The sequence below is a fragment of the Methanoplanus endosymbiosus genome, assembly GCF_024662215.1.
Classification (GTDB): Archaea; Halobacteriota; Methanomicrobia; order Methanomicrobiales; family Methanomicrobiaceae; genus Methanoplanus; species Methanoplanus endosymbiosus.
Genome location: NZ_CP096115.1, coordinates 2,932,997 through 2,959,052 on the forward strand (window position 1 = coordinate 2,932,997; position 26,056 = coordinate 2,959,052).

Sequence of the window (26,056 nt, forward strand, 5' to 3'; positions counted from 1 at the left end):
TTGTCTAAAAACCTTAAACCATCCTGATCGCTTCTGCCGGACATTCATCTACGCAGGCTTCGCAGTCCACACAGAGATCTTCATCAACAACAGCTATGTTATTCTTCATACTGATTGCCTCTGAGGGGCATACATCGACACAGGTTTCACACCCTGTGCATTTTTCAGCGTCAACTTTTGCTACCATAATATTTATCCTCGGTGTTATGTTTGTACAGGATAAATAAAAGAGATTCGATTGAATGTCATAAAATTATTGTCTGACTTCACATTTCCGGCATCGTGAAGTTCCGGTTATTTAAAGAAAAGCATCAGTCCGTGCTGTTTCTATCTCATTATTCTTCTATGCGCAGATCTGTGTTCCCCTGTTGAGCGGCACTTCCTGATTATCATAATTCTCTTCAGGTTCACTCTGAACTTGCCTGCTGATGAATCTGTCAATCCTGCGGTCATAAAAATCTCTCTGATGATCTGTTCTTAGTAATTAGGTTCCTGCTGTAAAAAAGATGTAATTTTGAATAAATCTGCATTTTCCGGGCAGATTTATTATTTTATAATGGGTAGGGCTTAGCCTGACAGGCCAAGCACATCATCCATCGTGTAAATGCCGGGTTTTTTCCCTGCAATCCACTTTGCAGATCTGATAACTCCGTGTGCAAAGACTGCGCGGTCATATGCCCGGTGTGAAAGTTCGATCACTTCGTTATTGCCTGCAAACATAACTGAGTGATCTCCCACTATATCGCCGCCCCGGATAACGTGCACGCCAATCTCTTTTCCTCTCTCACCAACCATGCCTTCGCGCCCGTACATCTCCTCGCGATCTCCTGCTTCCTCTTTGATTATCTCAAGGATTGTCTTTGCAGTGCCGCTTGGTGCATCCTTTTTGAAGTGGTGGTGGGCTTCAGTGACCTCAATGTCATAATCTGAGAGCTGTTTTGCAGCCTCACGGACAAGCTTCCAGAAGATATTTACGCCAACGCTGAAGTTGGTTGAGATTACTGCCGGAATAGTGCCCTCGATATTATTTCTGTTCTCTTCCTTCTGTTCTTCAGAAAAGCCTGTGGTTCCGACTACAACTGCAATGCCGGCTTTCGATGCGGCCTGAATGTTCTTCACCGCAGCACCTGCTATGGTGAAGTCTATCAGGACATCCGGTTTATCCTCAGCCAGAAAAATATCAATGTCATCTGAGCTGACAACCCTTTTACCGAATAGGGTGCCTTCTCCGACATCCACTCCGCCGACAAACTCAAGCGCAGGGTCTTCGTCAATAAGGGTTGCAATGGTCTTTCCCATGCGCCCCAGTGCTCCGCATATTGCTATCTTAGTCATACTGTGAAAGCACCTCCTTAAGTGCGCTGACCTTTTCGTCTTCCATGTAGTCGAGCGGAAGCCTGAGCGGCCCTGCGGCCATGCCAAGAATTCCTGATGCGGCCTTAACCGGAATCGGATTTGTCTCTATGAACATGGATCTGAAAAGAGGTGACATCCTGTAATGGATCTCCTTTGCTCCTGCAAGATCTCCGGACTTAAATTTCTCATACATGGCAACCATCGGCTCAGGCATGATATTCGCTGCAACGCTTATAACTCCGCTTCCGCCGAGTGCAAGGAGCGGAAGGCTCATTGCATCGTCACCGGAAATTACACTGAAATCCTCATCAGCAGTATCTTCAATGACTCTTGACATCTGAACGATATCCCCTGAAGCTTCTTTGACTCCGACAATAGAGGGATGTTTTGCAAGTTCGGCTATCAGATCCGTTGCAAGGTTCTGGCCTGTCCTTCCGGGGACATTATACACAATTACCGGAATGTCAAGATCGGCAAGTTTTGTATAATGCTTAACCAGTCCTGAACGGTTTGGCTTGTTGTAATAGGGGCTTAATACCAGAACACCGTCCGCTCCGAGATCCTTTGCCACTTTGGTGAATCTCAGGGCTTCTGAGGTGTTGTTGGAGCCAGTTCCCGCAAGAACCGGCACGCGACCGTTTACGACCTCAATCGTCCGGCTGATAACTACCTCATGCTCTTCAAAAGTCAGAGTTGCTGATTCTCCGGTTGATCCACAGGGCACTACCCCGTGAACTCCTCTGGAGATAAGAAATTCAATGTTGGAAGACAATCCTTCAAGATCAAGATCTCTCTCTGAATTGTCCTTAAAAGGAGTGATTAATGCTGGATATACACCCTCAAACATGGAGTGTTTATATGACTCTCTTCCTATTTACCTTTCTTGTAATATTGCCGGCTACTCTGTTGCGTACCTTCTTTGAGCTTATCACTGCAACTTCAGATACAGCCAGCTTGTTTGCGTCAAAATCGTTTGTAAACTTCTCACCGTGCTTTGCCAGAAGTTCCTGGCAAAGTGCCTTTATGTATGTTGGTTTAATTCCCATGTTGATTACCTATTGGTTTTTATTATTTATGCGCCTTTGAAGATTAATAATATTTCTGACTGTCTCTACCGGATCTTCACCAAAGATCAGTATTCTGCCCTCTCTTAATGTGCTTTCACGGTTAAAAATAACATCGGGAATATTGTCCTCCCCGCAGCATGCTGCAACGCCCCAGTCCATTGATGCAGCTGTTGGCGGCTCTCTTTCCGGGTCAAAAGATCTGACATCAGGAAAGTAGTCCGAAACTGCCCTGATGAGTTCTTCTGAATATCTGATATTTGCTGCAGATCGTATTGTTCTGTCATATTTCACTGCAGTGAGAATTACTGCTGAGATCTCCTCATCCGCGCCGGGCACAATTCCGGAAGGGATTGTTATCTTCTCTTCAGATACTGTAACTCTCTCTGACGGGCCAAAAACCTCCTGTGGATCTATTGCATTCTCCAGTGCAAAGGCGATGGCCATTCCTGATTCTGGTATAATTTCCGGTTCTAAATCATCTTTAAGGATTTTTAACGCTGTTTTTATCCGCCGGAATATCTCTTCCTTCTCTTCGTTCATCCAATCATGAAATTTCTGTTTTTCAGATATTATATGATCCCTTTGGCTCTATGTATAGGATTGCAGAACAGTTGCGGATGGGTGACTTATTTTACCTTTGAATAAAAGATTATTTTTATGAATCAGCAGGTCGTTACAGATTGCTCAATAGCGGTTGTAAGTTTAATCGCACTTATTATCAGTCTTGCGTTATTTCCGGTCTTCATCCCCGGCGGGTATGCAGTTATTGCTTCCATTGTCCTGTTTATTATTGTTATGACAGCCGGAGGATTTTACATATCAGGGGCATTTCCGGATAAGAATTAACTGTGATTAAAAGGGGGCAGGGTCAATCACCGCTGACTGCACAGGGAAACGTCCTGCCTGAAAAGTTAATTGGTGAAGATATCTGCGGGTTTTCCTGTTGTTAAATATGAATTACAGTCAGAATTTTATTTTTTCCGGAGTGTTAGTACTCCGGACAATATTATTCAGTCGGTAATTTTTCTCTTATTATTGCTTTTATTTCCGGTTTTGGATTTTATTTCTCCGATTCTGGATTTTTTATTTCCGACATTTCCGGTTTTTGTCTTCCCTGCCTGCTCTTTTTTCTGTAATCTGCTTTTATTCTTCTCATCCCAGGCCTTTTTCTGGGCAGACATCTTTTTCTTCTGCTTGTAGTACCACAGTGGATGGGTAACAGATTTGTTTTTGCAGATGGCATCCGGGTTTATGCACAGTCCGTATGTTTTCATTGTCGCGCATCCGGGAGGTGTGTATTCTGTGCCGCCCCTTCCGGAGATATGCTCGACCTGGTACATTGTCTTCTGTACGTCAAAATCCGGTGCTCTCGTATAGACTTCGACTATCTGGTGAAGGTCCATTCCGATTGTGTGCATAAATGCCGTCACGGCAAACCTTGCGGTATGTGGGATGTTTGTCCCTTCAGAGACTGCCGCAATTATTGCTTTCATGCACGGCGGGAATGATCCCTCGTCCAGAGTTCCGAACTGCTCAAATATCATCTGCTTATAATTTACTGAAATTTCTTCAGTTGCCGGTTTTAATAGATCGCATATGGAGTCAGACACAGGAAAAGGAAGCTGCTGGTGGAGTACGGTTCTTATTCTCTCTTTTAACAGCTCATTTCTCTCTTCATTTGTTATTCTGACCATTCCGCTACTCAGTTCACGGTTTATGAGCTGCCATTTTGAATCTCTTAAGTTTGGGACAAGACTTACATATCTGTGCACCGGAATTTCATCAGATGACGGGTCAATTCCCATGCTTTGGGAGATATAATCTTTCTTGTCCTTATCTTCGGTCTGAAGGTAAAAATATGCTTTTTCAGATTCATAGCGGCATATTTTATCTATTACTGCTCTTTCCTTCATGCACGAGACAATTACCCTTGAGATGGCATATGCCATAATCTCACCCTCCGGAAATTCGTTGCGTATATTCTCAAATATGTAAGGGGGTTTTATAGCCTTTTTTACCCTCTCTGCTGCATTTTTTGAGATTTCAGTTCCAGTGCGGCTTTTAAGGAAGTTATCCAGTGAATACGCACTGCTGCTGACGATCTCATGCGCTTCTTTTAAAAAAGGATATTTTGCCAGATCTTTTTTGTCAAATTCGACAGGCATTTTCAGTCTGTTTCAATACGGGGTGCCAGAAGGAATTCAACTTTTCCATTGCCCTGAGCAATTTCAAAGCCGAATTTTACAGGGTGATCCATACCAATATCTATCTCCACTCTGTCTGATTTTCCCATAACTTTCCCCATGTCGCGCAGATAGTCAAGAGAGAAGAGGGATTTTGCTTCAGCAGGTGTGATAGATTCAAGCTGGTCCTGTTCAAGCTCAAGATTGATGTGATCGGTATCTCCGTCTGCCTCCATGAAGAATGTGGGCTTTTCCGGGTTGATTCCAAAGGCAATCTTGTCTGATACGAGTGATGCAGCTTTTATGGAGCTGTTTAAGTCTGAACCTGAGATTACTGCCTTTCCCGGAAGATCAATTGACGGGGGATTTGGATCTTTTCTCACCGTATTTACGTCCAGAAGGGCGATTGAATACTTGTATCCTCCGAATGCCATCTCCATCTTGTGACTGTCATCGGGAATTTCAAGTGAGAGTATTTCATCTTTGCCCATCATTCCAAGAATATTTTTCACCTTGTTGATGTCAAGACCGATCTCGGTTTCGGTTGCATCGTAGGATGTAAAAGCTCCTGAACTGAGGGTTAAAGAGATCATTGCAACGTTTGCCGTATCAACGGCGCGTGTGGTTATTCCGTCAGGGCTTATGTGCAGCCGGCACTCTGTTACCAGGGCGGCGATTACATCAATAGCCTCTTTAAAGACATCTGTGTTTATTTCTGCTTTTAACATTTCTTTCCCCTTTACAAAGTCTATTATAAACTAGATTAGCATAATTTTTAATTATATCTAATGTTTGAACTTTGATATTTAAAAAAAGGAGGATAAATACGGACAATGGGTTCTCAATGGGGAGCAGATAAGTACTATCGCAGGTCAAAGAGCGAAGGTTACAGATCAAGAGCTGCTTACAAACTGGAAGAGATTCAGAAAAAATTCGGACTGATACGTGAGGATGACAATGTGGTTGACCTCGGTGCGGCTCCCGGCAGCTGGATGCAGGTCGTAAAGGGCATTACCGGCGGAATGATCATTGGTATTGATCTCAATACCATAGTTCCCTTAGATGGAACGCATTCAATCAGAGGTGATTTCACAAAAAAAGAGATTCAGGATAAGGTCATCGCTCTGACTGGCGAGAATAATGTTGGTATTGTTCTCTGTGATGCCGCGCCGCAGTTTGCAGGTAATAAGTCATATGATCAGGCAAGAGCTATCGGGCTTAATGAAGGGGCGCTTTACTTTGCGTGCCGGATGTTAAAGCCGGGAGGGAACTTCATCATAAAGTCTTTTCAGGGAGAGATGTTTCAGGAACTTCTTAATGAAATGAGACAGAATTTTTATGCAGTAAAGGTTTACCGGACCAGGGCATCGAGAAGGGGGAGCACTGAAGTATATATTATTGCAAAAAATTTCAAAGGAAAAATAAATGCAGAAACTGACTGATAATTATGGCAGGAAAATTTCAAATCTGAGAATCAGCATCACTTCCCGGTGCAATCTTAACTGTATGTACTGTCATCGTGAAGGGGAGGATAATCCAGGCGCGGAGATGTCACTTGAGGAGATCTCAGATATATTTAATGTGGCATCCGGTTTTGGAATAAGTAGTGTGAAGATTACCGGCGGTGAGCCGACTGTCAGGAAGGACATCTGTGATATTGTCGCTGCGGTTCCTGACTCAATGGAGTCTTCAATGACTACAAATGGTACTCTCCTTGCACCTATTGCGCATGATCTGAAGGATGCCGGGCTTTCAAGAGTAAATATAAGTCTTGATTCTTTAAATCCGGAGAAATATAAGGAGATTGCCGGAAAGGGTATGCTCTCTGATGTTCTCGAAGGCATTGAGGCAGCTGTTGAGGCAAAACTTACGCCCGTTAAGATCAATGTCGTTATGCTTAAAGGTGTAAATGATGATGAGCTTGAGGATTTTGTGGACTTTGCAAGAGGAAGGCGGGAAATTATTCTTCAGTTTATTGAACTGATGGATTTTAATGACCCCGGTGCCATTACAAATGTCGATGAACTTGAGAAAGATCTTCAGAACCGTTCAAAACTGATAATTACGCGCCGGATGCATCACCGGAAAAAGTACTGCCTTGACGGCGCAGAGATTGAGGTTGTCCGCCCTATGCACAATAAGGAATTCTGTGCAAACTGCAACCGTCTCAGAGTAACTTCGGATGGCTGCCTTAAACCATGCCTGCTGAGGCATGACAATCATGTGAATGTCAGGGGCCTTTCTGAGGATGAAATGAATAAAGCTTTTATCCGGGCTGCGGAATTAAGAGAGCCGTATTTTAAGTGATTTCTCTTATAAATCGGTAAATTCCGACAGAATTAATTAAATTCTGTTTTTTGAATTATTTCATATGCTATAGTATAGATTGATGTATTTTTTATTCGCGGCTTATTTGCCGGAATTCTGACTGAGTGATGTCATAATTGACGATTCTGATGTCATAATTGACAGTTCTGGATGTCTTCCTGATGATGGTTCTGTTTTGTTTTATTATCTCTTATTCAGATGCCTGTTCCCTGATCTTTTTGCAAAATTATTTTTTAACAGGGGTTTAACTGGTAGTTATGCTATATGAAAAAAATGAATATAACCATGTGCTGGATAATTTATACAGTAAATCACTTGTTCTTGAGTGTGTAGGTGATTTTAATCCCGTATTGTACTTCTATTTCATGGATTCAGTTGCACATATTGATTATTCCATATGTATTCTTGCATATAATTACCATAACCTCAGGAATAAGATGAATATGGAATACATGCGCTGGAGAATTGATGAGGAGAAGAAAGGGGATCGCGTTTATTTCCCTGAATTTATAAACTGGATGAAGGAGAATCACCGGGATAAATTTGATGCACTGCCTTCACTGTGGAAGGCGATATATGATAAGAGGACTCCGGCGGCTTACAGGAGTTACAGGATTGCAATTGATCCGGATTCAAACCAGCCTACTGAGGTCAGGATGTTTAACAGGTGGATTGATGAGTTCTTCTCATTACAGTTTATCAGAAGTATGTACAAAGGTGCATCTCTGGACCTGCTCTTTACAGAGTTTATGAACTCCCGGCAGAAGTAGGAGAGGGTAGCCGGTTTATACTGAGAATATCGGGGTGTCTGTGTTATGGAAGTTGAAAGGTTATGCTCTGAACTTGTTAAGATAAATACGGAAAATCCTCCGGGGAATACGGAGAGTGCAGTCTCTTTCATTGCAGAACTCTTTGATGAGAGGAAGATTCCGTATGTCATTACCGGAAATGAGGGTGGAAGAGATAATATACTGACTGATTTTGGTGAAATGCCTCTTCTTCTTGCCGGGCACCTTGATGTTGTCCCTGCGATTGCGGACCGCTGGGAGAGAGACCCATTTGGAGGGGATATAGATGGCGGTTTCGTTCACGGCCGTGGTTCGACTGATATGAAGGGCGGTTGTGCGGCCCTACTGTCGGCTTTTTTTATGGAGTATGAGAGAAAGGGCCGGGTCAATGCAAATCTCTGTTTTGTCTGTGATGAGGAGAATGGTGGCAGATACGGGATGAGGCATATTGTTGAGGAGAAGCTCTTTGAACCATGTGACTGCCTTATAGCTGAACCGACTCCTGCACTTAATCCTTCAATCGGGCAGAAAGGTCTGCTGAGGATAAATCTGGACTTTACTGGTAAGCCGGGTCATGGTTCATTATATCCTCATGTAGGTGATAGTGCAATAATGAATGCCCTTGATTTCATGGGTTTTGTCCGTGATCTTGGCAGCCGGGATTTTGAGGTTGAACCCGGATTTTCGGGTCTGATTGATGATTCTGCTACACTTTTGGGAGATATCTTTGATATTTCCGGTATTGAAAATGTGCTCAGGAGAATTACATATAATCCGGGTACGATTAGTGGCGGGGAGAAGACAAACATTGTTGCTGAAAAGTGTTCTCTTGATCTGGAGATGAGGATTCCCTGGGGGTGCAGCCCTGAAGAGCTTTTATGCGAAATTACGGATCATGCCGGTTCTGCCACTATAAAAATTATGGAGTCCGGGAATCCGTCTGTTACGGGAGCGGATACGGATATTGTTAAAAATACCTGTTCTTCCATTGAGGGTGTTTACCAAAGCAGGTCATTTCCTTTTGTTCAGTGGGCGGCTACTGATGCAAGGTTTCTTCGTGATGTGGGTTTTTCTGCCCTTGAATATGGGCCTGGTGAGATAGATCTCCTTCATGCAATTGATGAAAAGGTCTCTGTTGCAAATCTGCGCAGATCGGTTGATGTTTACAGTAGTCTGATCCGCAGGTATGTGTGAATTACAGGTGTGGATGAATTGTTATAAATAAGAGTGTGTTGATCCTGTGTCTGGATTTTTTCCGGTTAATGATGCGGCACCCTTTCGTGATCTTTCTCTGCGCCGGATGTCTGAATATTATATTTTTGGAATCTAGTGGTGTTTTTTTCATTTTAACTGTATTTTTAGGTTTGTTTTTGTCTGATCTGTGTTGTGAATTATTCTTCTGCCGGTCGCGCTTTTTTAATATCTGTGTATCTGCCCATAATGTGGCTTAAAAGACCGGACAATAATTAATTAATATCTGTATTGATCGTTACATGGATATACCATAATGCTCCAACCAGATCCATTTATCCCGAATTTGCTATTATTTCAACAATTGTTGGGGAAGTTATTTATACTATTGGTGTTAATTATGGTCTATGACAGTTGTTAACGGTGTGAACAAAGTTCGGCTTCCTCCATCAGCAAGAACGGTTCTCAACCTGCTTGAAGATGGTGAGCCCAGAACATTCAAGGACATGACTGAAGTGGCAGAGATTGCCCCGAGGACCATACGCTACGCATTAAAGCGCCTGAAAGAGAATGGATATATCATTGAGAAATTCAATTTCCGTGATGCCCGTCAGGTTCTTTACCAGAAGAAGATTCTTATCGAGGATTCATCTGAAGCGGCTACAGCATGAAGTACCCTGTCTGTAATATCACGATATGTGATGAGATTGTCAGAGATTATCTCCCATACATACGGGCAGAACTTGTCTGCCGGCTTGTGCATGATCGTGGTATTCCACAGGTGAAAGTAGCAAAGTGGATGGGTATCTCCCGTTCAGCAGTGTCGCAGTATCTGAATAAAAAAAGAGGGTGCAGAGATGTCAAGATGTCTGAGGAACTTGACAGAATTATAGATTCATGGGCAGATGGTGTCATTAGTGGTGAAGGAGCTGTTACTATATGTGATATCTGCCGCTGTGTTTATATGATGAAAGAAAATTCCGGCTTTTTTATTGAATCTGGTAATAAAGCGGAATCTAAATAATAATTCTTTTTTAGAGAGTTCTTCCTGAATTTTATTGTTAGTCGGCCTCTGTTTTATCGCCCTTTTGTCCCGGTTTTATCTCCTGCTCCGCAGGGTGTGGATAATTTGGGAGGCATTGGGTGCTTTAGCCTTGGTTTTATGGCCGAATCTATTGTATTTGCCTGTTTCCGGCTGGAAAGCCTCCTGTGTAAGTAGGCGATGTCAGTTAAGGGCCGAAATTTATTTTATCTTCTCTTCTCTGTAGTATGAATCAGAATTTCCCGATAATCCTGTCCGGAATTACAGACTCTGTAAATCTCCGCTCAAAATAACTGTCTGTCATGCCGGCTATGTAGTCTGAGACGATCTCAGAAGATGACGCATTTCTGAGATAATCGGGATTTTTACCATATGTTTCGATAAATTCTGAATATATCCTGGATTTTTTATTCTCGTTTTCGAGGTCCTCAAGATAGGTCTCAAAGAGAAATTCATACATAAATACAATCTTTTTCTTCTGTGATGTAAGTTTTTTATTGTTGTATATATATTTATAATTGAATTCTTTAAGTTCCCGGAGTGCACCGGCTGTTCTGTCTGAATAACCTATTGTGGGTTCATCCTCAGTGGAGTTTTTACCGGGATTTTCAACGGGGTTTTTAACTGAATTTTTGCTGGTACCCGGATAGTCTCTGCTGCTGTTTTCAATAAGATCCATAATCAGGCTGTTTACAATCGTCCGGTTGTCAAGCCCAAGTATTTCAGCGGCGCTGCCGGGAAGTTCTACATCTGCCGGCAGAAGACCTATCTCTATAGCGTCCTGAATGTCCCTTCCGATATATGCAATAGTGTCTGCCAGCCTGACCACACAGCCTTCCGGTGTTGAAGGATAGAGACTACTCCCTCTAAGATCTCCGTTTTGTGCGGCATAGATCTTCTCATCAAAGATGTTCCATGAAGAATATCTGCTGTATGAGAGCCGTCCCTGATTTGATTCTCCGTCATGGCATAATATGCCGTCAAGCACCTGAAGTGTCAGGTCTGAATCTTCAATTATGTCCAGGAACCGTATGCTCTGGACATTGTGCCTGAATCTGTATGAATCGTGTTTTTCACTCAGTTCTGAAAGAATTTTCTCTCCTGTATGGCCATATGGCGGGTGACCTATGTCATGTCCGGTGGCGATAGCCTCAATCAGATCTTCATTAAGTCTGAGCTTTCTTCCGATTGTTCTGCCTATCCTTGATACAATCTGTACGTGCAGTGCCCTGTGCGTTATGTGGTCATTTGATACAAGATAGAATACCTGTGTCTTGTCGATATATCTCGAATATGCCCGTGAGTGAATTATCCTGTCACAGTCGCGGGAAAATTCGGTTCTTATATCTTCCGGATATCTCTTCTTTCTTCGTACTGCGTGGGAGTTAAGGGTTGCATAAGGCGAGTAGAATTCTTCTATTCCTTCCTGTATCTTTGAATATGATTTATATGTGCCTTCCTGTGTCTCAGGGTCTGATTTTTCTTTTGGAATTATCTGTCTGGAGATTTTCATGGCTGTATTCTTTCCCGGAAATTCATATCCTGAGTTCACCGCATTAATATCGTTGTATCTTCCGGTTTTTGCCGGTGTTATCTATTCAATAATCAGGTCGGTTATCAAATCTTTTTCCAGTTTTTCGATGCTGATACTCTATGCATATATAATTCCGGAAATAATAAATGGTTTCTGCTGCCGGAAGATGCTGTGCATCTCTGAAAGTTCTGTGGAGATTAGATTCACAATTGTGTATATTTCAAAGTAATTTATCCTGAATTTTCTTTTTTTTATTCCTGAATTCACTTTTTTTGATTAATGCGTGTTTTTAAAATTTGACTCCGATATATCTATGATATTTAAGATTATTCTGAATTCTCTATGCAGAAATTGATACCTTTATTTTTAAAAGAAATTCAATATTAGATCATAATAAATTTTTTTGGAGAAAAATATGGCAGATAACAATAATTCCGAATGTGACGGAAACTGCAGCAGCTGCCCTTCAGCAGCAGGATGCAATGATCCAAAGAAGGCTGAGTCAGGAATTGCGAAGAAAGTGGATATGAATGTGAGGCATGTCATTCTTGTACTGAGTGGCAAAGGTGGTGTCGGCAAGAGTACTGTATCAACAAACCTTGCAATGGCACTCTCCAATAAGGGCTACACTACCGGTATTGCCGATATGGATATTCACGGCCCGAATATCCCTAAGATGCTTGGAATTGAGGCTGAAAAGCTTACATCCTTTGATGGCAAGAAGATCTCACCTGTAAAGATTACCGGTAATCTGTCAGTAGTATCAATGGCATTTCTCCTTCCTGAAAAAACAAGCCCGGTCATCTGGCGCGGCCCGATGAAGAATACTGCAATTAAACAGTTCCTTGAGGATACCGAATGGGGAGAACTTGATTTCCTGGTGGTTGACCTTCCGCCGGGCACAGGGGATGAAGCCCTTGCTGTTGCTCAGCTTGCACCGAATATTGCCGGTGCGGTCATTGTTACAACTCCACAGGAAGTTGCTATCCTTGATTCCTCTAAGTCTGTGAAGTTCATTGAGCAGGTAAACCTCAAAGTTCTTGGAATCATTGAAAACATGAGTGGATTTACATGTCCACACTGTGGTGAAGCGATTGATCTCTTTGGCAAGGGAGGCGGAGAAAAAGCAGCTGAGGAGCTTAATGTTCCGTATCTTGGTTCAATTCCGCTTGACAAAGAGATGTGTGAAGCTGGTGATTCCGGAAAACCATTCATTGTGAGGCGTGACGGAACAGAGCAGAACAAGGTCACCTGGCAGCACGTTGATGATGTAATGGAAAACATTCTGAAGCAGATCAAAGATTAAAAATTTTAAAATAATTACTTTTTTCTGATTATCTATTTATTCTCTTAATTCTCATCAATAATTAATGAAAATAGGTATTATTGGCGGCACAGGTGATATCGGGGAAGGCCTTGCCCATCGTCTTTCGCATGAGCATGAGATAATAATAGGGTCAAGGAATAAAGAGAGGGCCTGTACCATGGGAGAGTGCCTCACTGAAGATCTCCGTGGGAAAGGGATAGAGGCAAAATGCATAGGGGCGACCAATCAGGAAGCTGTTGATGATGCAGATATCGTTATTCTCTCAGTCAATTATAAGCATCTGGAGTCAACACTGGCAGGACTTACCGGTTTTGAAGATAAGATTGTGATTACACCGGTAAATCCGATCTCTAAAAAAGATTACTTCTTTTTTGATCCGCCGGCAGAGGGATCAGCTGCACTTAAGATAAAGAGTCTGCTTCCGGAAAGTTCATGTATAGTTGCGGCATTCAACAACATCTCTGCACAGAAATGGAAGAGGATCAGTGAAGAACTAAACTATTCTGTAGTGGTATGCAGCGATGATGAAGATGCCAAAAAGACTGTGATGGACCTTGTAAACAGCATATCTGAACTGAAAGCTCTTGACGGCGGCCCGCTTGAGATGTCCGGCATTGTTGAGAGTATGACTCCTCTGATTCTGAATATTGCAAAATATAATAATATGAGAGATGTCGGGATTAAGTTCTTTTAACTGAAATGCTGCCCGCTCACGCGGTGAATTTTATGTCTGATATGTTAAAATTCCGGCTGGATTGATCTTTTCCTCCCGGAAATATCACCATTTTTCAGACATCATGTTTTTCTTATTTATGGGTGTCCTGCTGAATTTTAGATTTCCGGGCCGGAAATTCAGGTTTTGACTATGAACTGATATTCGGATCTTCCGGCAGATATTATTTTTTTACTGGTTGCCCGTCATCTATGTTTATCAGTTGTGTGTGTAGATATTATTATATATTGATAGAAGGAAGTAGTTTATTGTCAATTGTTGCCTGTGCCTCTGTTTACCGGCAGGGTAATTCTGATCACTGTCATCTGTTATGGTTTCATATGCAGATGTTCCGGATCAACTATTATAAGTTCTGAGTGTTATCAACAGATGACAGAACCGGAGGAAAAATTATGGCAAATTTAAAAACCCCAAATTCAGATGATGCTGTGCATACATCAATCCGCTCAAAAAATGTAGTTCCGATGTCCGGAATGTGCTCACGCTGTGTTGACGGCTGTAAAGGCAGCTGTGATATCTGGCTTTCATCATTCAGGGGCCGTGAAGTGCTCTATCCAGGCCCTTACGGTGAGGTGACGGCCGGGGCAGATAAGGACTATCCTGTTGATTATTCCCATCTAAATATTCATGGCTATGCTGTTGGTGCAAAAGGGCTTTTAAAAGGTGTAACTGCAAGCCCGGATACGGCAGTCTTTGAGGATGTCAATACGGAGACTGAATATGGCTGGGACATAAAGGTCCCGATGAAAGTCCCCATCTTTACCGGAGCACTGGGTTCTACTGAAATTGCCCGTGTGAACTGGGAGCACTTTGCAGTAGGGGCTGCAATTTCGGGGATAACAATCGTCTGCGGGGAAAATGTCTGCGGTGTGGATCCTGAACTTAAGCTTGATAAGAACAATAAAGTTGCATCATCACCTGAAATGGACAGAAGGATTGAGACCTATAATAAATTTCATAATGGCTATGGTGAGATTCTTGTGCAGCTCAATGTTGAGGATACGCGCCTTGGCACTGCTGAATATGTCTCATCAAAGCATGAACTTCAGACTATTGAGATGAAATGGGGTCAGGGTGCAAAATGTATCGGTGGTGAGATCAAGGTTGATTCACTTGAACGTGCCCTTGAACTTAAAAAGCGTGGGTACATTGTTCTTCCTGACCCCACAAGGCATGAGGTGCAGGAGGCGTTTAAAGCAGGCGCTATACATGAATTTGAGCGTCATTCAAGGCTTGGATTTGTCACAAAAGAGGGGTTCCTGGAGGAGGTGGATCGCCTGCGTGATCTCGGTTTCAGGCGTGTTACCCTTAAAACGGGAGCATACTCTATGAAAGAGCTTGCAATGGCGCTGCGCTATTCATCGGAGGCAAAGATAGATCTCTTAACAATAGACGGAGCGCCGGGCGGGACAGGCATGAGTCCGTGGCCTATGATGAATGAATGGGGTATTCCTACCTTCTACCTCCAGTCGCTTGCATATGACTTTTCAAAACAGCTTGAAACGAAGGGACTGCATGTGCCTGATCTTGCAATTGCAGGAGGTTTTGCAGATGAGGCGAATGCTTTTAAGGCACTCTGCATGGGTGCGCCGTACTTTAAGGCGGTCTGTATGGGGCGTGCACTTATGATCCCCGGAATGGTGGGCAGGAATATCGGCAAATGGCTTGAGAAGGGTGAACTTCCAAAGACGGTATCGAAGTACGGAAATACTGTTGAACAGATCTTTATCTGCTATGAAGAGCTTAAGGAGATGTATGGTGAGGGTATTAAAGAGATTCCTCTTGGTGCAGTTGCCCTTTATACATATACTCAGAGGTTTAAGACCGGAATGCAGCAGATTATGGCCGGAAGCAGAAACTTTAACCTGGGTACAATATCAAGAAATGATCTCATGGCACTGACACCCGAAGCGGCTGAAGTCTCCGGTATATCATATGTGATGGAGTCGTACAGGGATGAGGCTCTGGATATTCTGCTGGATTAAATTCATCTTTTTCTGATCAATTTGCATAAAATATGTGGATATGCAGTATTATGCCGGAATTTTCCCGCGGGATACTTTTTCTGACAAATATGCTTTTTTTTACATTCAGCAGATGATCCGTCAGGGCTTAATGCAGTAATGACTGGTATTATTGCTGATTGAAGCCTTTAATACTGATATAACTGGTGAATTCCCTGCTTTATCTGCCCGGAATTTTTCATAATATGAGGTTTTAATTCTTGTTTCTGCCATCTTCGTTAAAGGAAATGAAAAAGTCCGGTTACGACGAATGTGATGTAATCATTGTAACTCCGGATGCCTACGCTGATCATCCGTCTTTTGCAATGGCGCTTCTGGGCCGGTTTCTTCAGAGAAACGGCTACAGAGTTGGCATAATATCACAGCCTAAATGGCGCAGTCCTGAATCATTCCTTAAACTTGGAGTGCCACGCATTGCCTTTGCAGTCTCCGGCGGCCAGATGGACTCAATGGTGCTGAATTATACGGCAACTAAGAAGCCGAGGCATGAAGATTTATTCTGCGAAGGGGGCAATCCCTATTTTTCAAAGAAAGGGGAGGATAAGAAGTACCGCATACGCCCTGACAGGGTTTTGAATGTCTACTGCAGCCAGATAAAATCGGTATGCAAAGAAAAGCCGGTTATAATCGGCGGCATTGAAGCGTCACTAAGAAGGACTGCCCATTATGATTACTGGTCAGGGAAGGTGAAGCGGAGCATTCTCTTTGATTCAAAAGCTGATATGCTCGTCTATGGTATGGGTGAGTATGCTCTTTTAGATGCTGTCAGGGGTTTTGAATCCGGAATTTCAGCCGGGGATATGCAGGTTGGGAATACTGCGATTGCTGCGCGGAGCACTGACGGATATGAAGATCCGGTAATTCTGCCCTCGTTTGAGGATGCAAAAAATTCAAAAGATGATTTTGCGAGGGCTTATTCTCTCTTTGAGAAGAACCATGATGATAAGGTGCTCTTCCAGAAGCAGGATTCAAGGTATATTATTCAGTATCCACGCCGGAAGATCAGCCGGGAGGAACTGGATTTTATTTATGACAGCCGGTTCATGAGGAAACTTCACCCGGCATATCATGATGTTCCTGCCTTTGAGATGATTAAAAATTCAGTAACATCCCACAGGGGCTGCTTTGGCAACTGTTCTTTCTGCTCTATTGCCTCTCATCAGGGTTCTGAAATTGTGTCAAGAAGCCGTGAGTCGATACTCAGTGAGATCAGGGCAATAGCTGCCATGGACTACTTTAAGGGGACTATTACAGATGTCGGCGGCCCTTCTGCCAATATGTATGGCGCAGGATGCAGGGTTGGCGGCTGTATCTCTCATGACTGCCTTAAGGATGGTTCTGGGTGCAGAAATTTAATTTCCGGAAATTCTGAATATCTTGCACTGTTAAAGGATGCAGGAGAGATAAAAGGCGTTAAGCATGTCTTTGTCAATTCCGGACTGAGGTTTGATCCCTGCCTTATGGATGAGAAATTCCTTGAAGAGATGCTGATTAACCATATCTCAGGCCAGATGAAGGTTGCGCCGGAGTCCGGGTGTGATAAAGTTCTGAAACTTATGAATAAGCCGGTTACATCTGTGTTCTCCGGATTTTTGGCTCAGTTTGACCGGATTAAAAAGAATAACAGTATACGGAAGTATGTTATTCCGTACATCATAGTAGGGCATCCGGGTGAGGGTGATAAGGAGGGTGGTGAAACTGCGGAATTTTTACTTAAAAACAATCTGAAGGGCAGACAGTTTCAGATATTCACGCCCACTCCGGGGACGCGATCGACTGCGATGTACTATCTTGGTTTTGACCCGATAACCGGAGAAAAGACTGTAACTGAGAAGAATATCGGAAAACTTGAGTTGAGGAAGGATAAGATCATCCGGAAGATCTCATGATTTTTCATGTGCTTTGGGCAATGCCTGTAGGAGTCGATGGAATCAGATATTTAATTTCAGGGCAGATATCTGATTAAGAGTTTTGCAGACATTTTGAGATGTTTCTGCTATCCGGATGGTTTTGGTTATGAATAAAAATTATATTCTTGGTTTTGTCTTTGCAGTTGCTCTGATATTTTTCATTTTTTCTGCTCTGTCGTATGATCCTTCCGCAAATAATGATGATTCTGTGTATGTCTTTTCTCCGCTTGAAAAACTGCTTAAAGGGGATTACAACGGGACATCTGACTACTCTGATGTTATGCTGCATGGTGATACAGGACTTGGCACTTTTGACCGCCTTAATGGTGAGATGGTTGCAGTGGACGGTGAATATTATCAGGTGTTTTACAATGGAACGGTTGGTGAAGTCTCCGGCAGTCAGACTGCTTCTTTTGCCGAGGTTAAGGAGTTTAGTCCGGATATTGCCTTTGCGCTTGAATCTCCGGTAAATTATTCCGGCATGAAAGAACTGCTCAAAGGTGAATTTGAATCTGACAGCGGCCTTTCAGTAGTATATGCAGTCCGTCTTGACGGCTATTTCCGTGAGGTTAAGACGAGAAGTGTAAAGGAACAGTCTGAGCCTTACAGACCGCTTGAGGATGTCCTCTCAACAGGCGATCAGGCATTTTTTGAGAGAACGGGTGTAAAGGGTACGGCTGTAGGGTATTATCATCCCTCTTATATGAAAGATCTCACTTCAGAAGGTTTTCATCTTCATTTCATAAGTGATGACCGGAAGTTTGGCGGCCACCTTGTTGAATTTAATATGGATTCCGGAGTTATATCTGCTGACCGGACAGAGAAGGTCGTGCTCAGAACTGCCAAAGAGTGATTTAAATTTAGATGAGTAAAATTCATTCAATATGTTTTTTCCGGCAGAGATAATTATTGATAAAGTCAATTTTTCATGAAGATGAAACTTGGTGTCCTTTTTTCCGGAGGGAAAGATTCAGTATATGCGTGCCATATGGCACTCTTAAAGGAGGAGGTCTCCTGCCTGATAACTCTCAGGTCTTCCAACAAAGAGAGTTATATGTTTCATACCCCTAATATCGACCTGACCATGATGCAGGCTGAGGCGGCAGAAATACCACTATTAAGATATGAAACTGCGGGTGAGAAGGAGAAGGAGCTAACAGATCTGAAAGCGGCAGTTTCTCTTGCTAAGGATAATTTCGGCATTGAAGGTATTGTTACCGGAGCGGTGATGTCGGTCTATCAGGCATCGCGTGTTCAGAAGATCTGTGATGAGCTGGAGCTCTTCTGTTTCAATCCGCTCTGGTATGTAAACCAGGAAAAATACATGAACTCGGTGATTGAGGATGGCTTTGAGGTGATAATTGCCGGCGTTTACTCCTGCCCGTTTGATGAAAAATGGCCCGGCAGGGTTATTGACAGAAAAACCCTTGCTGAACTGAAGAAGATAAGGGATAAGTATCATATCACACTCACTGGCGAAGGCGGGGAATATGAGTCATTTGTCTGTGATGCGCCCTTTTTTAAGAGGAAAATTGTTATCGATGAGTCCTCATGCAGTTACAGAAATTACAATGGCACACTTTCAATAACCTCGGCACATCTGGAGGATAAATGATCATCAGTTATGGCCATCTGAATGCCGGATGTTCACATTATAATCATATCTGGCCCGTTATACTTTCCGGCTTTATGGCTCTTAAACAACCTGAGATCTGCTCTTATTATAACCACATTTTCTCTACAGGACGGCCAGAATCCCGGAGTGAAATATGATTCTTATTACTGATCTATGCTACAAAAAAGGTTCTCTCTCATATTATGAATATGTAAATCCTGTCTGTGAAATCATTGAGGACTCAGGCTTTGAATATGATGTTATACATTACTCTGAACTGTCCGGAGAGATTCCTGAAAAATATTCATCTGTGATATTCTGCGGCACTGCCCTTAAGGACAATCTCTTTATTGAGGATTTGTCACTTATGCAGGCAGTCAGAAGATATAATAAACCTGTAATCGGGATCTGTGCCGGAATGCAGGTTGTTGCTTCTGCATACGGTGGAGATGTGAGGGACTTTAAAAAGATTGGAATGAGCCGGATCAGGTTCTCACCCGGAGATCCGATATTTAGTGATATTCCGGACTTCATCACCAGATCGGGAGCAGTGGCTGAGGATAATTCTGACATGACAGGTAATTCCGGCAGCCCAGTCTATGAATTTGAGGGTTATGAGGTTCATTCACGTATACCTGATATGCCTGAGGATTTCATACCGCTTGCAGAATCCGAAGTTTTTCAGGGTGCATGTGGTCCGTTTGGATCAGCCATATCACCGGTATCCTCCGGCTCAGAAAGATATCCTGAGTTGATCAGGCACAGGGATAAACCGGTATATGGCATTCTTTTCCACCCGGAAGTCCGGAATGTCTGGCTCATCCGGAATTTTGCACGGCTTTCAGAGGGGGGTGAATTCTGATATGGCTGATTCAGGGAAAAATCATGAAATTGCGGGTGTATATCCGGATTACAACGAAATCTGGAAGCGTGCTGTCCGCCTCAACAACTCTTCAAAGGGTACTTCTGACTGTGTATCGCACTGGAGGGATAAAGAGAGTGTCTATGAATTCATCAGGTCAGATGAAATTCTTGGCGGTGAGAGAATAAAGTGGGTTGTGGAATCTCTGGGTCTAAAACCCGGAGACAGGGTTCTTGATATAGGTGCAGGACCGGGAACGATATCACTTGAGATTGCAAAGGTCTGTTCCCATCTTACGGCTGTAGAACCTTCAGATGTGATGGCAGAGGTATTTAAGGAGAGAGCCTGTGAGGCAGGCATTTCAGATTATAATATTGTACAGAAGAGATGGGAGGATATTATTCCCGGAAAGGATATTTTTGGCATGTATGACATTGTAATCTCATCCTTTGCACTTGGAATGGAGGATTTGAGGGATTCGCTGATAAAAATGAATCAGGTATGCCGGGGTTCTGTTCATATCTATTATCATGCAAATCCTCTGCCCTGGGAGGATATGAGAAGTGCCCTGTGGAAGCGACTCCACGGTATAGAATATGTCCCTGTGCCAAAGGCTGATCTCCTGATGGCAGTGTTATATCAGCTTGGAATTTACCCCGACCTTTCCTGCCGGAAATTTGTCTCTGAAAACGATTTTGGCAGTGAAGATGAGATGGCTTCATTTTATGCCTCTAAGATGAGAGTTACAGACGATGCCGGGAAAAAAATAATTGTTGAATATCTTCTGGATATTGCAGATTATAATGATAATAATGGTCAGTTTGTAATTGAGGAGACCGGTATAAAAGCGCACCTGTGGTGGAATTTCCGGCACTGAACAGATCTAAATCATATTTTTTTCCTAAATCTGAATAGATCTGAATATCTCATTTATTCCTTAATCTTGACTTTATCTGCATTTTTTCAGTGCAGATATAAATTCCTCAACTGAACTGTATCTGTTATCCGGATACTTTTCAAGTCCTTTCAGGATGAAATCATCGTATTTCTGTAATTCCGGACTGTAATAAGATGGCGGCTTTGGCTCGTCAGATATTATTGCGGTGGTGAACTCTCCTATTCCATCGCCGGAGAAGGGCAGTTCTCCTGTCAGGAGTTCATAACAGATTACGGAGAGCTGGAATATATCCGTTCTTCTGTCACATCTGCCAAATCTCTTTGGCAGCACCTGTTCCGGTGCAGCATAATGGAGCGAGAAGGCCATTGTGCCTGTTTCAGTATTCTCCATTACAAGTTTTCCAAGACCCCAGTCGGCAATCTTTGGAATATTATCTTCTGTAAGCAGTATATTCTGGGGTTTGATGTCCCTGTGGACTATGCCTCTTTCATGGGCATAAGAGAGGCCCTCTGCAATTCCGGAGATTATGGCGGCAGATTCCCTTTCATCTGCCGGTTTTTTGAGGCCGGCCAGCGAATCTCTGAAATATTCCATCTCCACAAATGGCACCGGAAGAATATTCAGGTCAAAGACGTGGACAATGTTTTTGTGGTCAAGATTTTTCCATATGTTCATCTCCCGAAAGAGGTTAATTCCGGTCTTCTCATCAAGATAGATGGGAATTTTAAGGGCCACAATTTTGCCGTCTCTTCTTCTCTTCACCTTAAAGACCTTTGCCATACCTCCCCTTCCGATAAATTCGTCCTGCATATATCTCTCTTTTAAAATATCGGGGAATGATGACAGTTTTGTATTCTGATCCTTCATCAGGTTTTTATCACTGAAATATTCGGAATATCTCCGGTCGCTGGTGCCGGTAATTACTGTATCATTTGGGTTGAATGCCGGATATCTCTTTATCATAGCAAAATATGAACCGTTTATCAGTAATGCAATAATTCCGGTTGCAACCGTCATATATATCTGCACTTCTGAATCCGGGCGAATTATAAAGAGGGTTGCAGAGAGCAGAAGAACTGTCAGAATCATCGTCAGGCACCAGACAAAAATTCCGTTCCTCTTCTCTATTATTGAATATGCCATGTAAATACACCCCAGTGAGAGCGAGAGGGAGATCCAGGATATGAAGAAGTTTTCAAGCGGACCTGTGCCTCCGATATCTTCAAGTCCGACCCCTGAGGTCATTGTAATGGTGATAAAAAAGAGGTACAGCCCCTGAAGCATATATGCAAGTATGAGAAATGCAGTGAGAAATGGCTTTTTTTTGTAGGTATATCTCTCAGAGGACTCTTTTTCGGCAATGTGGGCAAGAAGCACAACCCATGCTGATATAAAGAGGATCAGAAGAAAGTAGATGTTTGAGAAAAATCTGATTGTATATTTGTCAGTGTATTCATCCAGTGTGCCTGTTGTACTCAGATTCCCGGACTGATTCTCTTTACCTGGCTGATTTTCTTTGCCGGAATAATCTGTTTGAAATCCGTTATCAGCATTGAAAATTCCGTTTACATCGTTGCTATGTGATATTACATTGTTTGTGTCTGATATTATTGTCTCATCATTTCCGGAATGATCCGGATATAATGAATTATTTGCCGGACTACTGCCTGGTGTCTGATTTATGCTGAATGGAAATATTTCATTGTCATCTGCACAGACAGGATTTGCAAGTAATACTAATGAGATTATCAGCAGGAATAAAATCCCTTTACTGCTATTTGTATTTATATCCAAATTCATTACGTTTCCTTTCATTATAATCTCTGCAAACTGTGGCGTATGATCGTTTTGTGCAATATTTCCGTCCGGTTCTGAATTTTGCCACATGATATTTGTTATATGTATGTGTGTGTATGGGCCCAATCATATAATATTCGTTTGATGAAATTTTACCGGAGATTCTATTATAATTTATGATGTATTGATATATTTAAGATTATTTTGAAATATTCTTTGGGGTAGTAAATGCAGTTTTTATTATTATTCCGGATGGCAAAAAGCAGAAAAATGGTTTTAGAACTTATGCTGTAATTATACCTTTCTGCCTGCACAGAAGATCATCTTTCCGCCTTTTGTGCTCCTTGAAAGTTCAATGGTGTTACCATCAAAGATCTCCGTTCTTATTCCTTTTTCTGCTTCATCTCCATTAATATACGTCCCGCCTGTGCTCTTAATATCCTCAATAAACCAACTCTCATTCTCACGTATTATCCGGCAGTGGGGTTTTGATATTCTTGATACAGCGGAATGGAACTCTGAGATGATTACATCCCCCTCTTCTGCTGCATATGTTGAGTCATTGTCTGCACGGCCGATTCTTATCTTATCCTCTGAAATTGGCCATATTCTTCCATCTTCAGGCCCTCCTATGATAATTACAGCCGGAATATCAGGCCTGATTCCTGCCATAATCTCCTCTTTAAGTGCATTCACTCTCTCGCTGATATGCTCAGTTCCGGGTGTCAGGTTAAAGCATGAGAAGATCTGAAGGTTACTGAATACTGAATCAAGCCCTCCGGGCATAAGTGAGTATTTCCATACCGGATGGATGCCTTTTGATGATCTGCTGCTGATGCCTGTCTCCTTTCTGATAACTCCGGCAGTATTCAGTTTCTGAATGTGCTTCTTTGTATTTTCATATGATACACCTACTTCATATGAGATCTCACGTATGTCTTTCGGGACGTTTTCAATGGCTTTAAGGATTTTAAGCCTTGTAGGGTTTGAGAGGACATCAAGGTAATCTGAAAGCTCTTCCAAAAATTCGTCATCGTTTTCAAGATAGACAGTCTCAGGGTTTTTTTCTGCAGGCATTTTCTCTCCGGATCTATTAATTCAGATTATTATGATATTTCAACTTTGATTAAATTGTCTATTTAATCCATCTGAAATATTAATGTTTTTTTATTGCAGCCAAACCATTTTTATCCTGGTTTTTTAAGGGTGATTGTAAGCAGGAATGCTGCTTAATTTATTATCCTGAATTGCTGTCAGTACTATCACTGTTAATAATATAATTATTATGTCCGGAACTATTCCTCTTCCGGTATTGTTTATTACCCGTGTATAACTCTCAGGTTATACTGAATTTAAGAAAATCCGGATTCCGGGATTATAATCAATTACGTAACTTTCAATAATCAGGCTTATTACATCCCGAATACATTTGCGGATGGGATGGAAGGGTGTTGTGTTACACCCAAAGAGATGTCTGGTTTACATCTTATGATTTCAATTGATAACAGGTTTATCAATTTTCATAACATAACTTTCTGATATTAGCTATGTCATCCTCTTCAGGTTCAGACATATTTAAAAATTTAGCGTAAATCCCCTTGGTCTTTAGCCAAGGGGATGTAAGCGACATCATCTTTGTTCTCATATATATATTTCGTAATTGTAGTTTTACCAGAAAATATATGGGGGGTTGAAATCAAACCAGATATATATGTTGAGAGCCTACAAATACTGAATCTATCCTAACAAAGAACAGGAGAAAATGTTCTTTCAGCATTTTGGTGCCTGTAGGTTCATCTACAATTGGGGTTTGGAAAATAAAATCCGAACTTATGAAACAGATGGAAAATCAATATCGAGATTTGCATTACAAAAAATGCTACCTGATTTGAAATCAGAGCATGCATGGATGAAAGATGTCAATTCACAATCAATACAGAGTGCATTGTTAAATCTTGAGAATGCATTTACTCGTTTCTTCCGGGAAAAGAAAGGATTTCCAAAATTCAAATCCCGGAAAGATCCAGTGCAGTCATTTTCAGTTCCACAACACTACATTGTGAATTTTGATGCCCATAAAATTAAATTACCTAAAATTGGATGGGTTAAAACAAAATTACACAGGAAATATGAAGGAGTTGAAAAAACTGCAACAGTGTCAGTCACCTCAACGGGCAAATTTTTTATTAGTATTTTGATAGATGATGGGCAGGAGCAACCTCCTGCACAATATTTTGATGTAAATACAACCGTGGGTGTTGATGTAGGTATCAAAGATTTTGCAATACTTTCCAATGGGGAAAAGATTGACAATCCCCGATATTTGAAACAGTCACTTCTCCGAATGAAAGTGTTACAAAAACGATTGAGTAGAAAACAAAAAGGTTCTAACAACAGAAATAAAGCAAAAAATGCAGTAGCAAAAATTCATGAAAAAATTCACAATCAAAGAAGCGATTTCCAGCACAAACTCTCTTTTAGATTAGTATGCGAGAACCAAGCAATTGCACTGGAAACTTTGAATGTTGAAGGGATGCTAAAAAATCATAAACTGGCACAACATATTGCTGATGCATCATGGAGTTCATTTGTTACTCAATTGGAATATAAAGCACAAAAACAAGGTAAAACTATCTTACGGATTGGACAATTTGAACCATCTACAAAAATCTGTAGTGAATGTGGATATTACAACAGGGATTTGACTTTATCTGATAGGGATTGGATTTGTCCGGATTGTGGGATACATCATGACCGGGATATTAATGCCGCAATAAATATCAGGAAATTTGCTCTTGATAGACAAAATCTAATTGGAATATAATATTTTTACACCTTCGGAACGAGGGGAAGGGCCTGTGGACTTACGAACAATGGTTCGAGGTATGAAGCAGGAAGCCTCTGGGTCTTTAGCCCAGAGGTAGTTCACCAGATAAATAAAGTATCACTGCAAAAGAGGAGAGATGAAAGCGTGGCGCAGTTCACGTAAAAGATCTGATGAAAAAAAATGTGATTAATTTATTTTTTACTGGAGGAATTTTTGTCTGTTTTTCGTGTTGTATTTCTTAAAGCTATTCACTCATCTCTGACAGTGAGGCATTTTTCAATGTCATAAACAAAGATCTTTCCGTCACCGTTCTTTCCGGTATGTGCGTATGTCTTAATGATATCCACAATATCATCTACATTTTTATCTTCAGTCACAATCTCTATCTTTACTTTGGGTATGAGATCTACCAGTATCTCTTTTCCCCTGAACTGAAGTGCAATTCCGCGCTGGGCACCACGTCCGCGTACTTCAGTTACTGTCATTGCATGATGTCCCTTATCCAGAAGGGCTTCAGATACTTTTTCAAGTTTTTCCGGACGGATTACTGCTTCAATTTTCTTCATAATATACC

At 42.0% G+C, this 26,056-nt stretch carries 28 protein-coding genes; 17 read left to right on the forward strand and 11 right to left on the reverse strand.

The window, feature by feature from the left end; translation table 11 throughout:
* Positions 1-13: 13 nt before the first annotated feature.
* The 5 genes from L6E24_RS13715 to L6E24_RS13735 form a co-directional block, all read right to left on the reverse strand.
* Positions 14-187, reverse strand: a complete 174-nt coding sequence (locus L6E24_RS13715) for a ferredoxin family protein (protein WP_257742512.1) — start codon at positions 185-187, stop codon at positions 14-16.
* 380 nt (positions 188-567) lie between these two features.
* Positions 568-1,335 carry a 4-hydroxy-tetrahydrodipicolinate reductase gene (gene dapB, locus L6E24_RS13720; protein WP_257742513.1) on the reverse strand — a complete coding sequence of 256 codons (768 nt, stop codon included), beginning with the start codon at positions 1,333-1,335 and terminating at the stop codon, positions 568-570.
* On the reverse strand, positions 1,328-2,203 hold the full coding sequence (gene dapA / locus L6E24_RS13725; RefSeq protein ID WP_257742514.1) for a 4-hydroxy-tetrahydrodipicolinate synthase: 876 nt from the start codon (positions 2,201-2,203) through the stop codon (positions 1,328-1,330). The genes dapB and dapA overlap by 8 nt, the downstream gene beginning before the upstream one ends.
* A gap of 7 nt (positions 2,204-2,210) precedes the next feature.
* Positions 2,211-2,402 carry a 30S ribosomal protein S17e gene (locus L6E24_RS13730; protein WP_257742515.1) on the reverse strand — a complete coding sequence of 64 codons (192 nt, stop codon included), beginning with the start codon at positions 2,400-2,402 and terminating at the stop codon, positions 2,211-2,213.
* A 9-nt stretch (positions 2,403-2,411) separates the two neighbouring features.
* Positions 2,412-2,963 carry a thiamine-phosphate synthase family protein gene (locus L6E24_RS13735; protein WP_257742516.1) on the reverse strand — a complete coding sequence of 184 codons (552 nt, stop codon included), beginning with the start codon at positions 2,961-2,963 and terminating at the stop codon, positions 2,412-2,414.
* Positions 2,964-3,080: 117 nt separating this feature from the next.
* On the opposite strand from L6E24_RS13735, the gene L6E24_RS13740 reads away from it, so the two are divergent.
* The gene (locus L6E24_RS13740) at positions 3,081-3,269 is read left to right on the forward strand and encodes a hypothetical protein (protein WP_257742517.1); all 189 of its coding nucleotides are present in this window, start codon (positions 3,081-3,083) and stop codon (positions 3,267-3,269) included.
* A gap of 164 nt (positions 3,270-3,433) precedes the next feature.
* Here the strand turns inward: L6E24_RS13740 and L6E24_RS13745 are convergent, their stop codons facing one another.
* Both L6E24_RS13745 and L6E24_RS13750 read right to left on the reverse strand, forming a co-directional pair.
* Entirely contained in the window at positions 3,434-4,588 is a 1,155-nt protein-coding gene (locus tag L6E24_RS13745) for a DNA primase large subunit PriL (RefSeq protein WP_257742518.1), read from the reverse strand.
* A 2-nt stretch (positions 4,589-4,590) separates the two neighbouring features.
* Positions 4,591-5,334 carry a DNA polymerase sliding clamp gene (locus L6E24_RS13750; protein ID WP_257742519.1) on the reverse strand — a complete coding sequence of 248 codons (744 nt, stop codon included), beginning with the start codon at positions 5,332-5,334 and terminating at the stop codon, positions 4,591-4,593.
* 105 nt (positions 5,335-5,439) lie between these two features.
* Between L6E24_RS13750 and L6E24_RS13755 the strand changes: the two genes are divergently transcribed.
* The 6 genes from L6E24_RS13755 (at position 5,440) to L6E24_RS13780 (ending at position 9,937) form a co-directional block, all read left to right on the forward strand.
* Complete coding sequence (locus tag L6E24_RS13755) at positions 5,440-6,048, forward strand: RlmE family RNA methyltransferase (RefSeq protein WP_257742520.1); 609 nt, start codon at positions 5,440-5,442, stop codon at positions 6,046-6,048.
* A complete protein-coding gene (gene moaA, locus L6E24_RS13760) occupies positions 6,032-6,913 on the forward strand; it encodes a GTP 3',8-cyclase MoaA (protein ID WP_257742521.1) in 882 nt (293 codons plus the stop codon). Before L6E24_RS13755 ends, moaA begins: the two co-directional genes overlap by 17 nt.
* Positions 6,914-7,191: 278 nt before the next feature.
* On the forward strand, positions 7,192-7,704 hold the full coding sequence (locus L6E24_RS13765; RefSeq protein ID WP_257742522.1) for a hypothetical protein: 513 nt from the start codon (positions 7,192-7,194) through the stop codon (positions 7,702-7,704).
* Positions 7,705-7,749: 45 nt separating this feature from the next.
* On the forward strand, positions 7,750-8,916 hold the full coding sequence (locus tag L6E24_RS13770) for a M20/M25/M40 family metallo-hydrolase (RefSeq protein ID WP_257742523.1): 1,167 nt from the start codon (positions 7,750-7,752) through the stop codon (positions 8,914-8,916).
* 404 nt (positions 8,917-9,320) lie between these two features.
* Entirely contained in the window at positions 9,321-9,584 is a 264-nt protein-coding gene (locus L6E24_RS13775) for a MarR family transcriptional regulator (protein WP_257742524.1), read from the forward strand.
* Complete coding sequence (locus tag L6E24_RS13780) at positions 9,581-9,937, forward strand: transcriptional regulator (RefSeq protein WP_257742525.1); 357 nt, start codon at positions 9,581-9,583, stop codon at positions 9,935-9,937. Before L6E24_RS13775 ends, L6E24_RS13780 begins: the two co-directional genes overlap by 4 nt.
* Before the next feature lie 250 nt (positions 9,938-10,187).
* Here L6E24_RS13780 and L6E24_RS13785 read toward each other — a convergent pair whose 3' ends face one another.
* Positions 10,188-11,468, reverse strand: a complete 1,281-nt coding sequence (locus L6E24_RS13785) for a deoxyguanosinetriphosphate triphosphohydrolase family protein (RefSeq protein ID WP_257742526.1) — start codon at positions 11,466-11,468, stop codon at positions 10,188-10,190.
* Here L6E24_RS13785 and L6E24_RS13790 point away from each other — a divergent pair.
* The 9 genes from L6E24_RS13790 to L6E24_RS13830 all read left to right on the forward strand — a co-directional run bounded on the left by L6E24_RS13790 (position 11,467) and on the right by L6E24_RS13830 (position 20,837).
* Entirely contained in the window at positions 11,467-11,718 is a 252-nt protein-coding gene (locus L6E24_RS13790) for a hypothetical protein (RefSeq protein ID WP_257742527.1), read from the forward strand. The two genes, L6E24_RS13785 and L6E24_RS13790, sit on opposite strands and share 2 nt — an antisense overlap.
* 186 nt (positions 11,719-11,904) lie before the next feature.
* Positions 11,905-12,795, forward strand: a complete 891-nt coding sequence (locus L6E24_RS13795) for an Mrp/NBP35 family ATP-binding protein (protein WP_257742528.1) — start codon at positions 11,905-11,907, stop codon at positions 12,793-12,795.
* A 64-nt stretch (positions 12,796-12,859) separates the two neighbouring features.
* On the forward strand, positions 12,860-13,510 hold the full coding sequence (gene npdG, locus L6E24_RS13800; protein WP_257742529.1) for an NADPH-dependent F420 reductase: 651 nt from the start codon (positions 12,860-12,862) through the stop codon (positions 13,508-13,510).
* A gap of 431 nt (positions 13,511-13,941) precedes the next feature.
* Entirely contained in the window at positions 13,942-15,534 is a 1,593-nt protein-coding gene (locus L6E24_RS13805) for an FMN-binding glutamate synthase family protein (RefSeq protein ID WP_257742530.1), read from the forward strand.
* A 266-nt stretch (positions 15,535-15,800) separates the two neighbouring features.
* Positions 15,801-17,462 carry a YgiQ family radical SAM protein gene (locus L6E24_RS13810; RefSeq protein ID WP_257742531.1) on the forward strand — a complete coding sequence of 554 codons (1,662 nt, stop codon included), beginning with the start codon at positions 15,801-15,803 and terminating at the stop codon, positions 17,460-17,462.
* Positions 17,463-17,589: 127 nt separating this feature from the next.
* Positions 17,590-18,336 carry an acetolactate decarboxylase gene (locus tag L6E24_RS13815; RefSeq protein WP_257742532.1) on the forward strand — a complete coding sequence of 249 codons (747 nt, stop codon included), beginning with the start codon at positions 17,590-17,592 and terminating at the stop codon, positions 18,334-18,336.
* Positions 18,337-18,417: 81 nt separating this feature from the next.
* Complete coding sequence (locus tag L6E24_RS13820) at positions 18,418-19,098, forward strand: diphthine--ammonia ligase (RefSeq protein WP_257742533.1); 681 nt, start codon at positions 18,418-18,420, stop codon at positions 19,096-19,098.
* Positions 19,099-19,252: 154 nt separating this feature from the next.
* Entirely contained in the window at positions 19,253-19,960 is a 708-nt protein-coding gene (locus L6E24_RS13825; protein WP_257742534.1) for a glutamine amidotransferase-related protein, read from the forward strand.
* 1 nt (position 19,961) lies between these two features.
* Positions 19,962-20,837 carry a class I SAM-dependent methyltransferase gene (locus L6E24_RS13830; protein WP_257742535.1) on the forward strand — a complete coding sequence of 292 codons (876 nt, stop codon included), beginning with the start codon at positions 19,962-19,964 and terminating at the stop codon, positions 20,835-20,837.
* Positions 20,838-20,909: 72 nt separating this feature from the next.
* Here the strand turns inward: L6E24_RS13830 and L6E24_RS13835 are convergent, their stop codons facing one another.
* Together L6E24_RS13835 and L6E24_RS13840 are read right to left on the reverse strand one after the other, a co-directional pair.
* Positions 20,910-22,658 carry a serine/threonine protein kinase gene (locus L6E24_RS13835; protein WP_257742536.1) on the reverse strand — a complete coding sequence of 583 codons (1,749 nt, stop codon included), beginning with the start codon at positions 22,656-22,658 and terminating at the stop codon, positions 20,910-20,912.
* 291 nt (positions 22,659-22,949) lie between these two features.
* The gene (locus L6E24_RS13840; protein WP_257742537.1) at positions 22,950-23,732 is read right to left on the reverse strand and encodes an FHA domain-containing protein; all 783 of its coding nucleotides are present in this window, start codon (positions 23,730-23,732) and stop codon (positions 22,950-22,952) included.
* 685 nt (positions 23,733-24,417) lie between these two features.
* Between L6E24_RS13840 and L6E24_RS13845 the strand changes: the two genes are divergently transcribed.
* Positions 24,418-25,479 carry an RNA-guided endonuclease TnpB family protein gene (locus L6E24_RS13845; RefSeq protein WP_257742538.1) on the forward strand — a complete coding sequence of 354 codons (1,062 nt, stop codon included), beginning with the start codon at positions 24,418-24,420 and terminating at the stop codon, positions 25,477-25,479.
* 251 nt (positions 25,480-25,730) lie between these two features.
* On the opposite strand, the gene L6E24_RS13850 is transcribed toward L6E24_RS13845, so the two are convergent.
* On the reverse strand, positions 25,731-26,048 hold the full coding sequence (locus L6E24_RS13850; protein WP_257742539.1) for a P-II family nitrogen regulator: 318 nt from the start codon (positions 26,046-26,048) through the stop codon (positions 25,731-25,733).
* Positions 26,049-26,056: the final 8 nt, after the last annotated feature.

Excerpts from the sequence above, each read along its gene's own strand:
- L6E24_RS13815 (WP_257742532.1), top strand. The coding sequence starts at position 17,590 with ATGAATAAAAATTATATTCTTGGTTTTGTCTTTGCAGTTGCTCTGATA.
- L6E24_RS13810 (WP_257742531.1), top strand. The coding sequence starts at position 15,801 with ATGAAAAAGTCCGGTTACGACGAATGTGATGTAATCATTGTAACTCCG.
- L6E24_RS13770 (WP_257742523.1), top strand. The coding sequence starts at position 7,750 with ATGGAAGTTGAAAGGTTATGCTCTGAACTTGTTAAGATAAATACGGAA.
- L6E24_RS13825 (WP_257742534.1), top strand. The coding sequence starts at position 19,253 with ATGATTCTTATTACTGATCTATGCTACAAAAAAGGTTCTCTCTCATAT.
- L6E24_RS13755 (WP_257742520.1), top strand. The coding sequence starts at position 5,440 with ATGGGTTCTCAATGGGGAGCAGATAAGTACTATCGCAGGTCAAAGAGC.
- L6E24_RS13795 (WP_257742528.1), top strand. The coding sequence starts at position 11,905 with ATGGCAGATAACAATAATTCCGAATGTGACGGAAACTGCAGCAGCTGC.
- dapA (WP_257742514.1), bottom strand. The coding sequence starts at position 2,203 with ATGTTTGAGGGTGTATATCCAGCATTAATCACTCCTTTTAAGGACAAT.
- L6E24_RS13820 (WP_257742533.1), top strand. The coding sequence starts at position 18,418 with ATGAAACTTGGTGTCCTTTTTTCCGGAGGGAAAGATTCAGTATATGCG.
- dapB (WP_257742513.1), bottom strand. The coding sequence starts at position 1,335 with ATGACTAAGATAGCAATATGCGGAGCACTGGGGCGCATGGGAAAGACC.
- L6E24_RS13790 (WP_257742527.1), top strand. The coding sequence starts at position 11,467 with ATGGCTGTATTCTTTCCCGGAAATTCATATCCTGAGTTCACCGCATTA.
- L6E24_RS13750 (WP_257742519.1), bottom strand. The coding sequence starts at position 5,334 with ATGTTAAAAGCAGAAATAAACACAGATGTCTTTAAAGAGGCTATTGAT.
- L6E24_RS13840 (WP_257742537.1), bottom strand. The coding sequence starts at position 23,732 with ATGCCTGCAGAAAAAAACCCTGAGACTGTCTATCTTGAAAACGATGAC.
- L6E24_RS13765 (WP_257742522.1), top strand. The coding sequence starts at position 7,192 with ATGCTATATGAAAAAAATGAATATAACCATGTGCTGGATAATTTATAC.
- moaA (WP_257742521.1), top strand. The coding sequence starts at position 6,032 with ATGCAGAAACTGACTGATAATTATGGCAGGAAAATTTCAAATCTGAGA.
- L6E24_RS13715 (WP_257742512.1), bottom strand. The coding sequence starts at position 187 with ATGGTAGCAAAAGTTGACGCTGAAAAATGCACAGGGTGTGAAACCTGT.
- L6E24_RS13830 (WP_257742535.1), top strand. The coding sequence starts at position 19,962 with ATGGCTGATTCAGGGAAAAATCATGAAATTGCGGGTGTATATCCGGAT.
- L6E24_RS13775 (WP_257742524.1), top strand. The coding sequence starts at position 9,321 with ATGACAGTTGTTAACGGTGTGAACAAAGTTCGGCTTCCTCCATCAGCA.
- L6E24_RS13835 (WP_257742536.1), bottom strand. The coding sequence starts at position 22,658 with ATGAATTTGGATATAAATACAAATAGCAGTAAAGGGATTTTATTCCTG.
- L6E24_RS13845 (WP_257742538.1), top strand. The coding sequence starts at position 24,418 with ATGTTCTTTCAGCATTTTGGTGCCTGTAGGTTCATCTACAATTGGGGT.
- L6E24_RS13740 (WP_257742517.1), top strand. The coding sequence starts at position 3,081 with ATGAATCAGCAGGTCGTTACAGATTGCTCAATAGCGGTTGTAAGTTTA.
- L6E24_RS13805 (WP_257742530.1), top strand. The coding sequence starts at position 13,942 with ATGGCAAATTTAAAAACCCCAAATTCAGATGATGCTGTGCATACATCA.
- L6E24_RS13785 (WP_257742526.1), bottom strand. The coding sequence starts at position 11,468 with ATGAAAATCTCCAGACAGATAATTCCAAAAGAAAAATCAGACCCTGAG.
- L6E24_RS13850 (WP_257742539.1), bottom strand. The coding sequence starts at position 26,048 with ATGAAGAAAATTGAAGCAGTAATCCGTCCGGAAAAACTTGAAAAAGTA.
- npdG (WP_257742529.1), top strand. The coding sequence starts at position 12,860 with ATGAAAATAGGTATTATTGGCGGCACAGGTGATATCGGGGAAGGCCTT.
- L6E24_RS13735 (WP_257742516.1), bottom strand. The coding sequence starts at position 2,963 with ATGAACGAAGAGAAGGAAGAGATATTCCGGCGGATAAAAACAGCGTTA.
- L6E24_RS13780 (WP_257742525.1), top strand. The coding sequence starts at position 9,581 with ATGAAGTACCCTGTCTGTAATATCACGATATGTGATGAGATTGTCAGA.
- L6E24_RS13730 (WP_257742515.1), bottom strand. The coding sequence starts at position 2,402 with ATGGGAATTAAACCAACATACATAAAGGCACTTTGCCAGGAACTTCTG.
- L6E24_RS13745 (WP_257742518.1), bottom strand. The coding sequence starts at position 4,588 with ATGCCTGTCGAATTTGACAAAAAAGATCTGGCAAAATATCCTTTTTTA.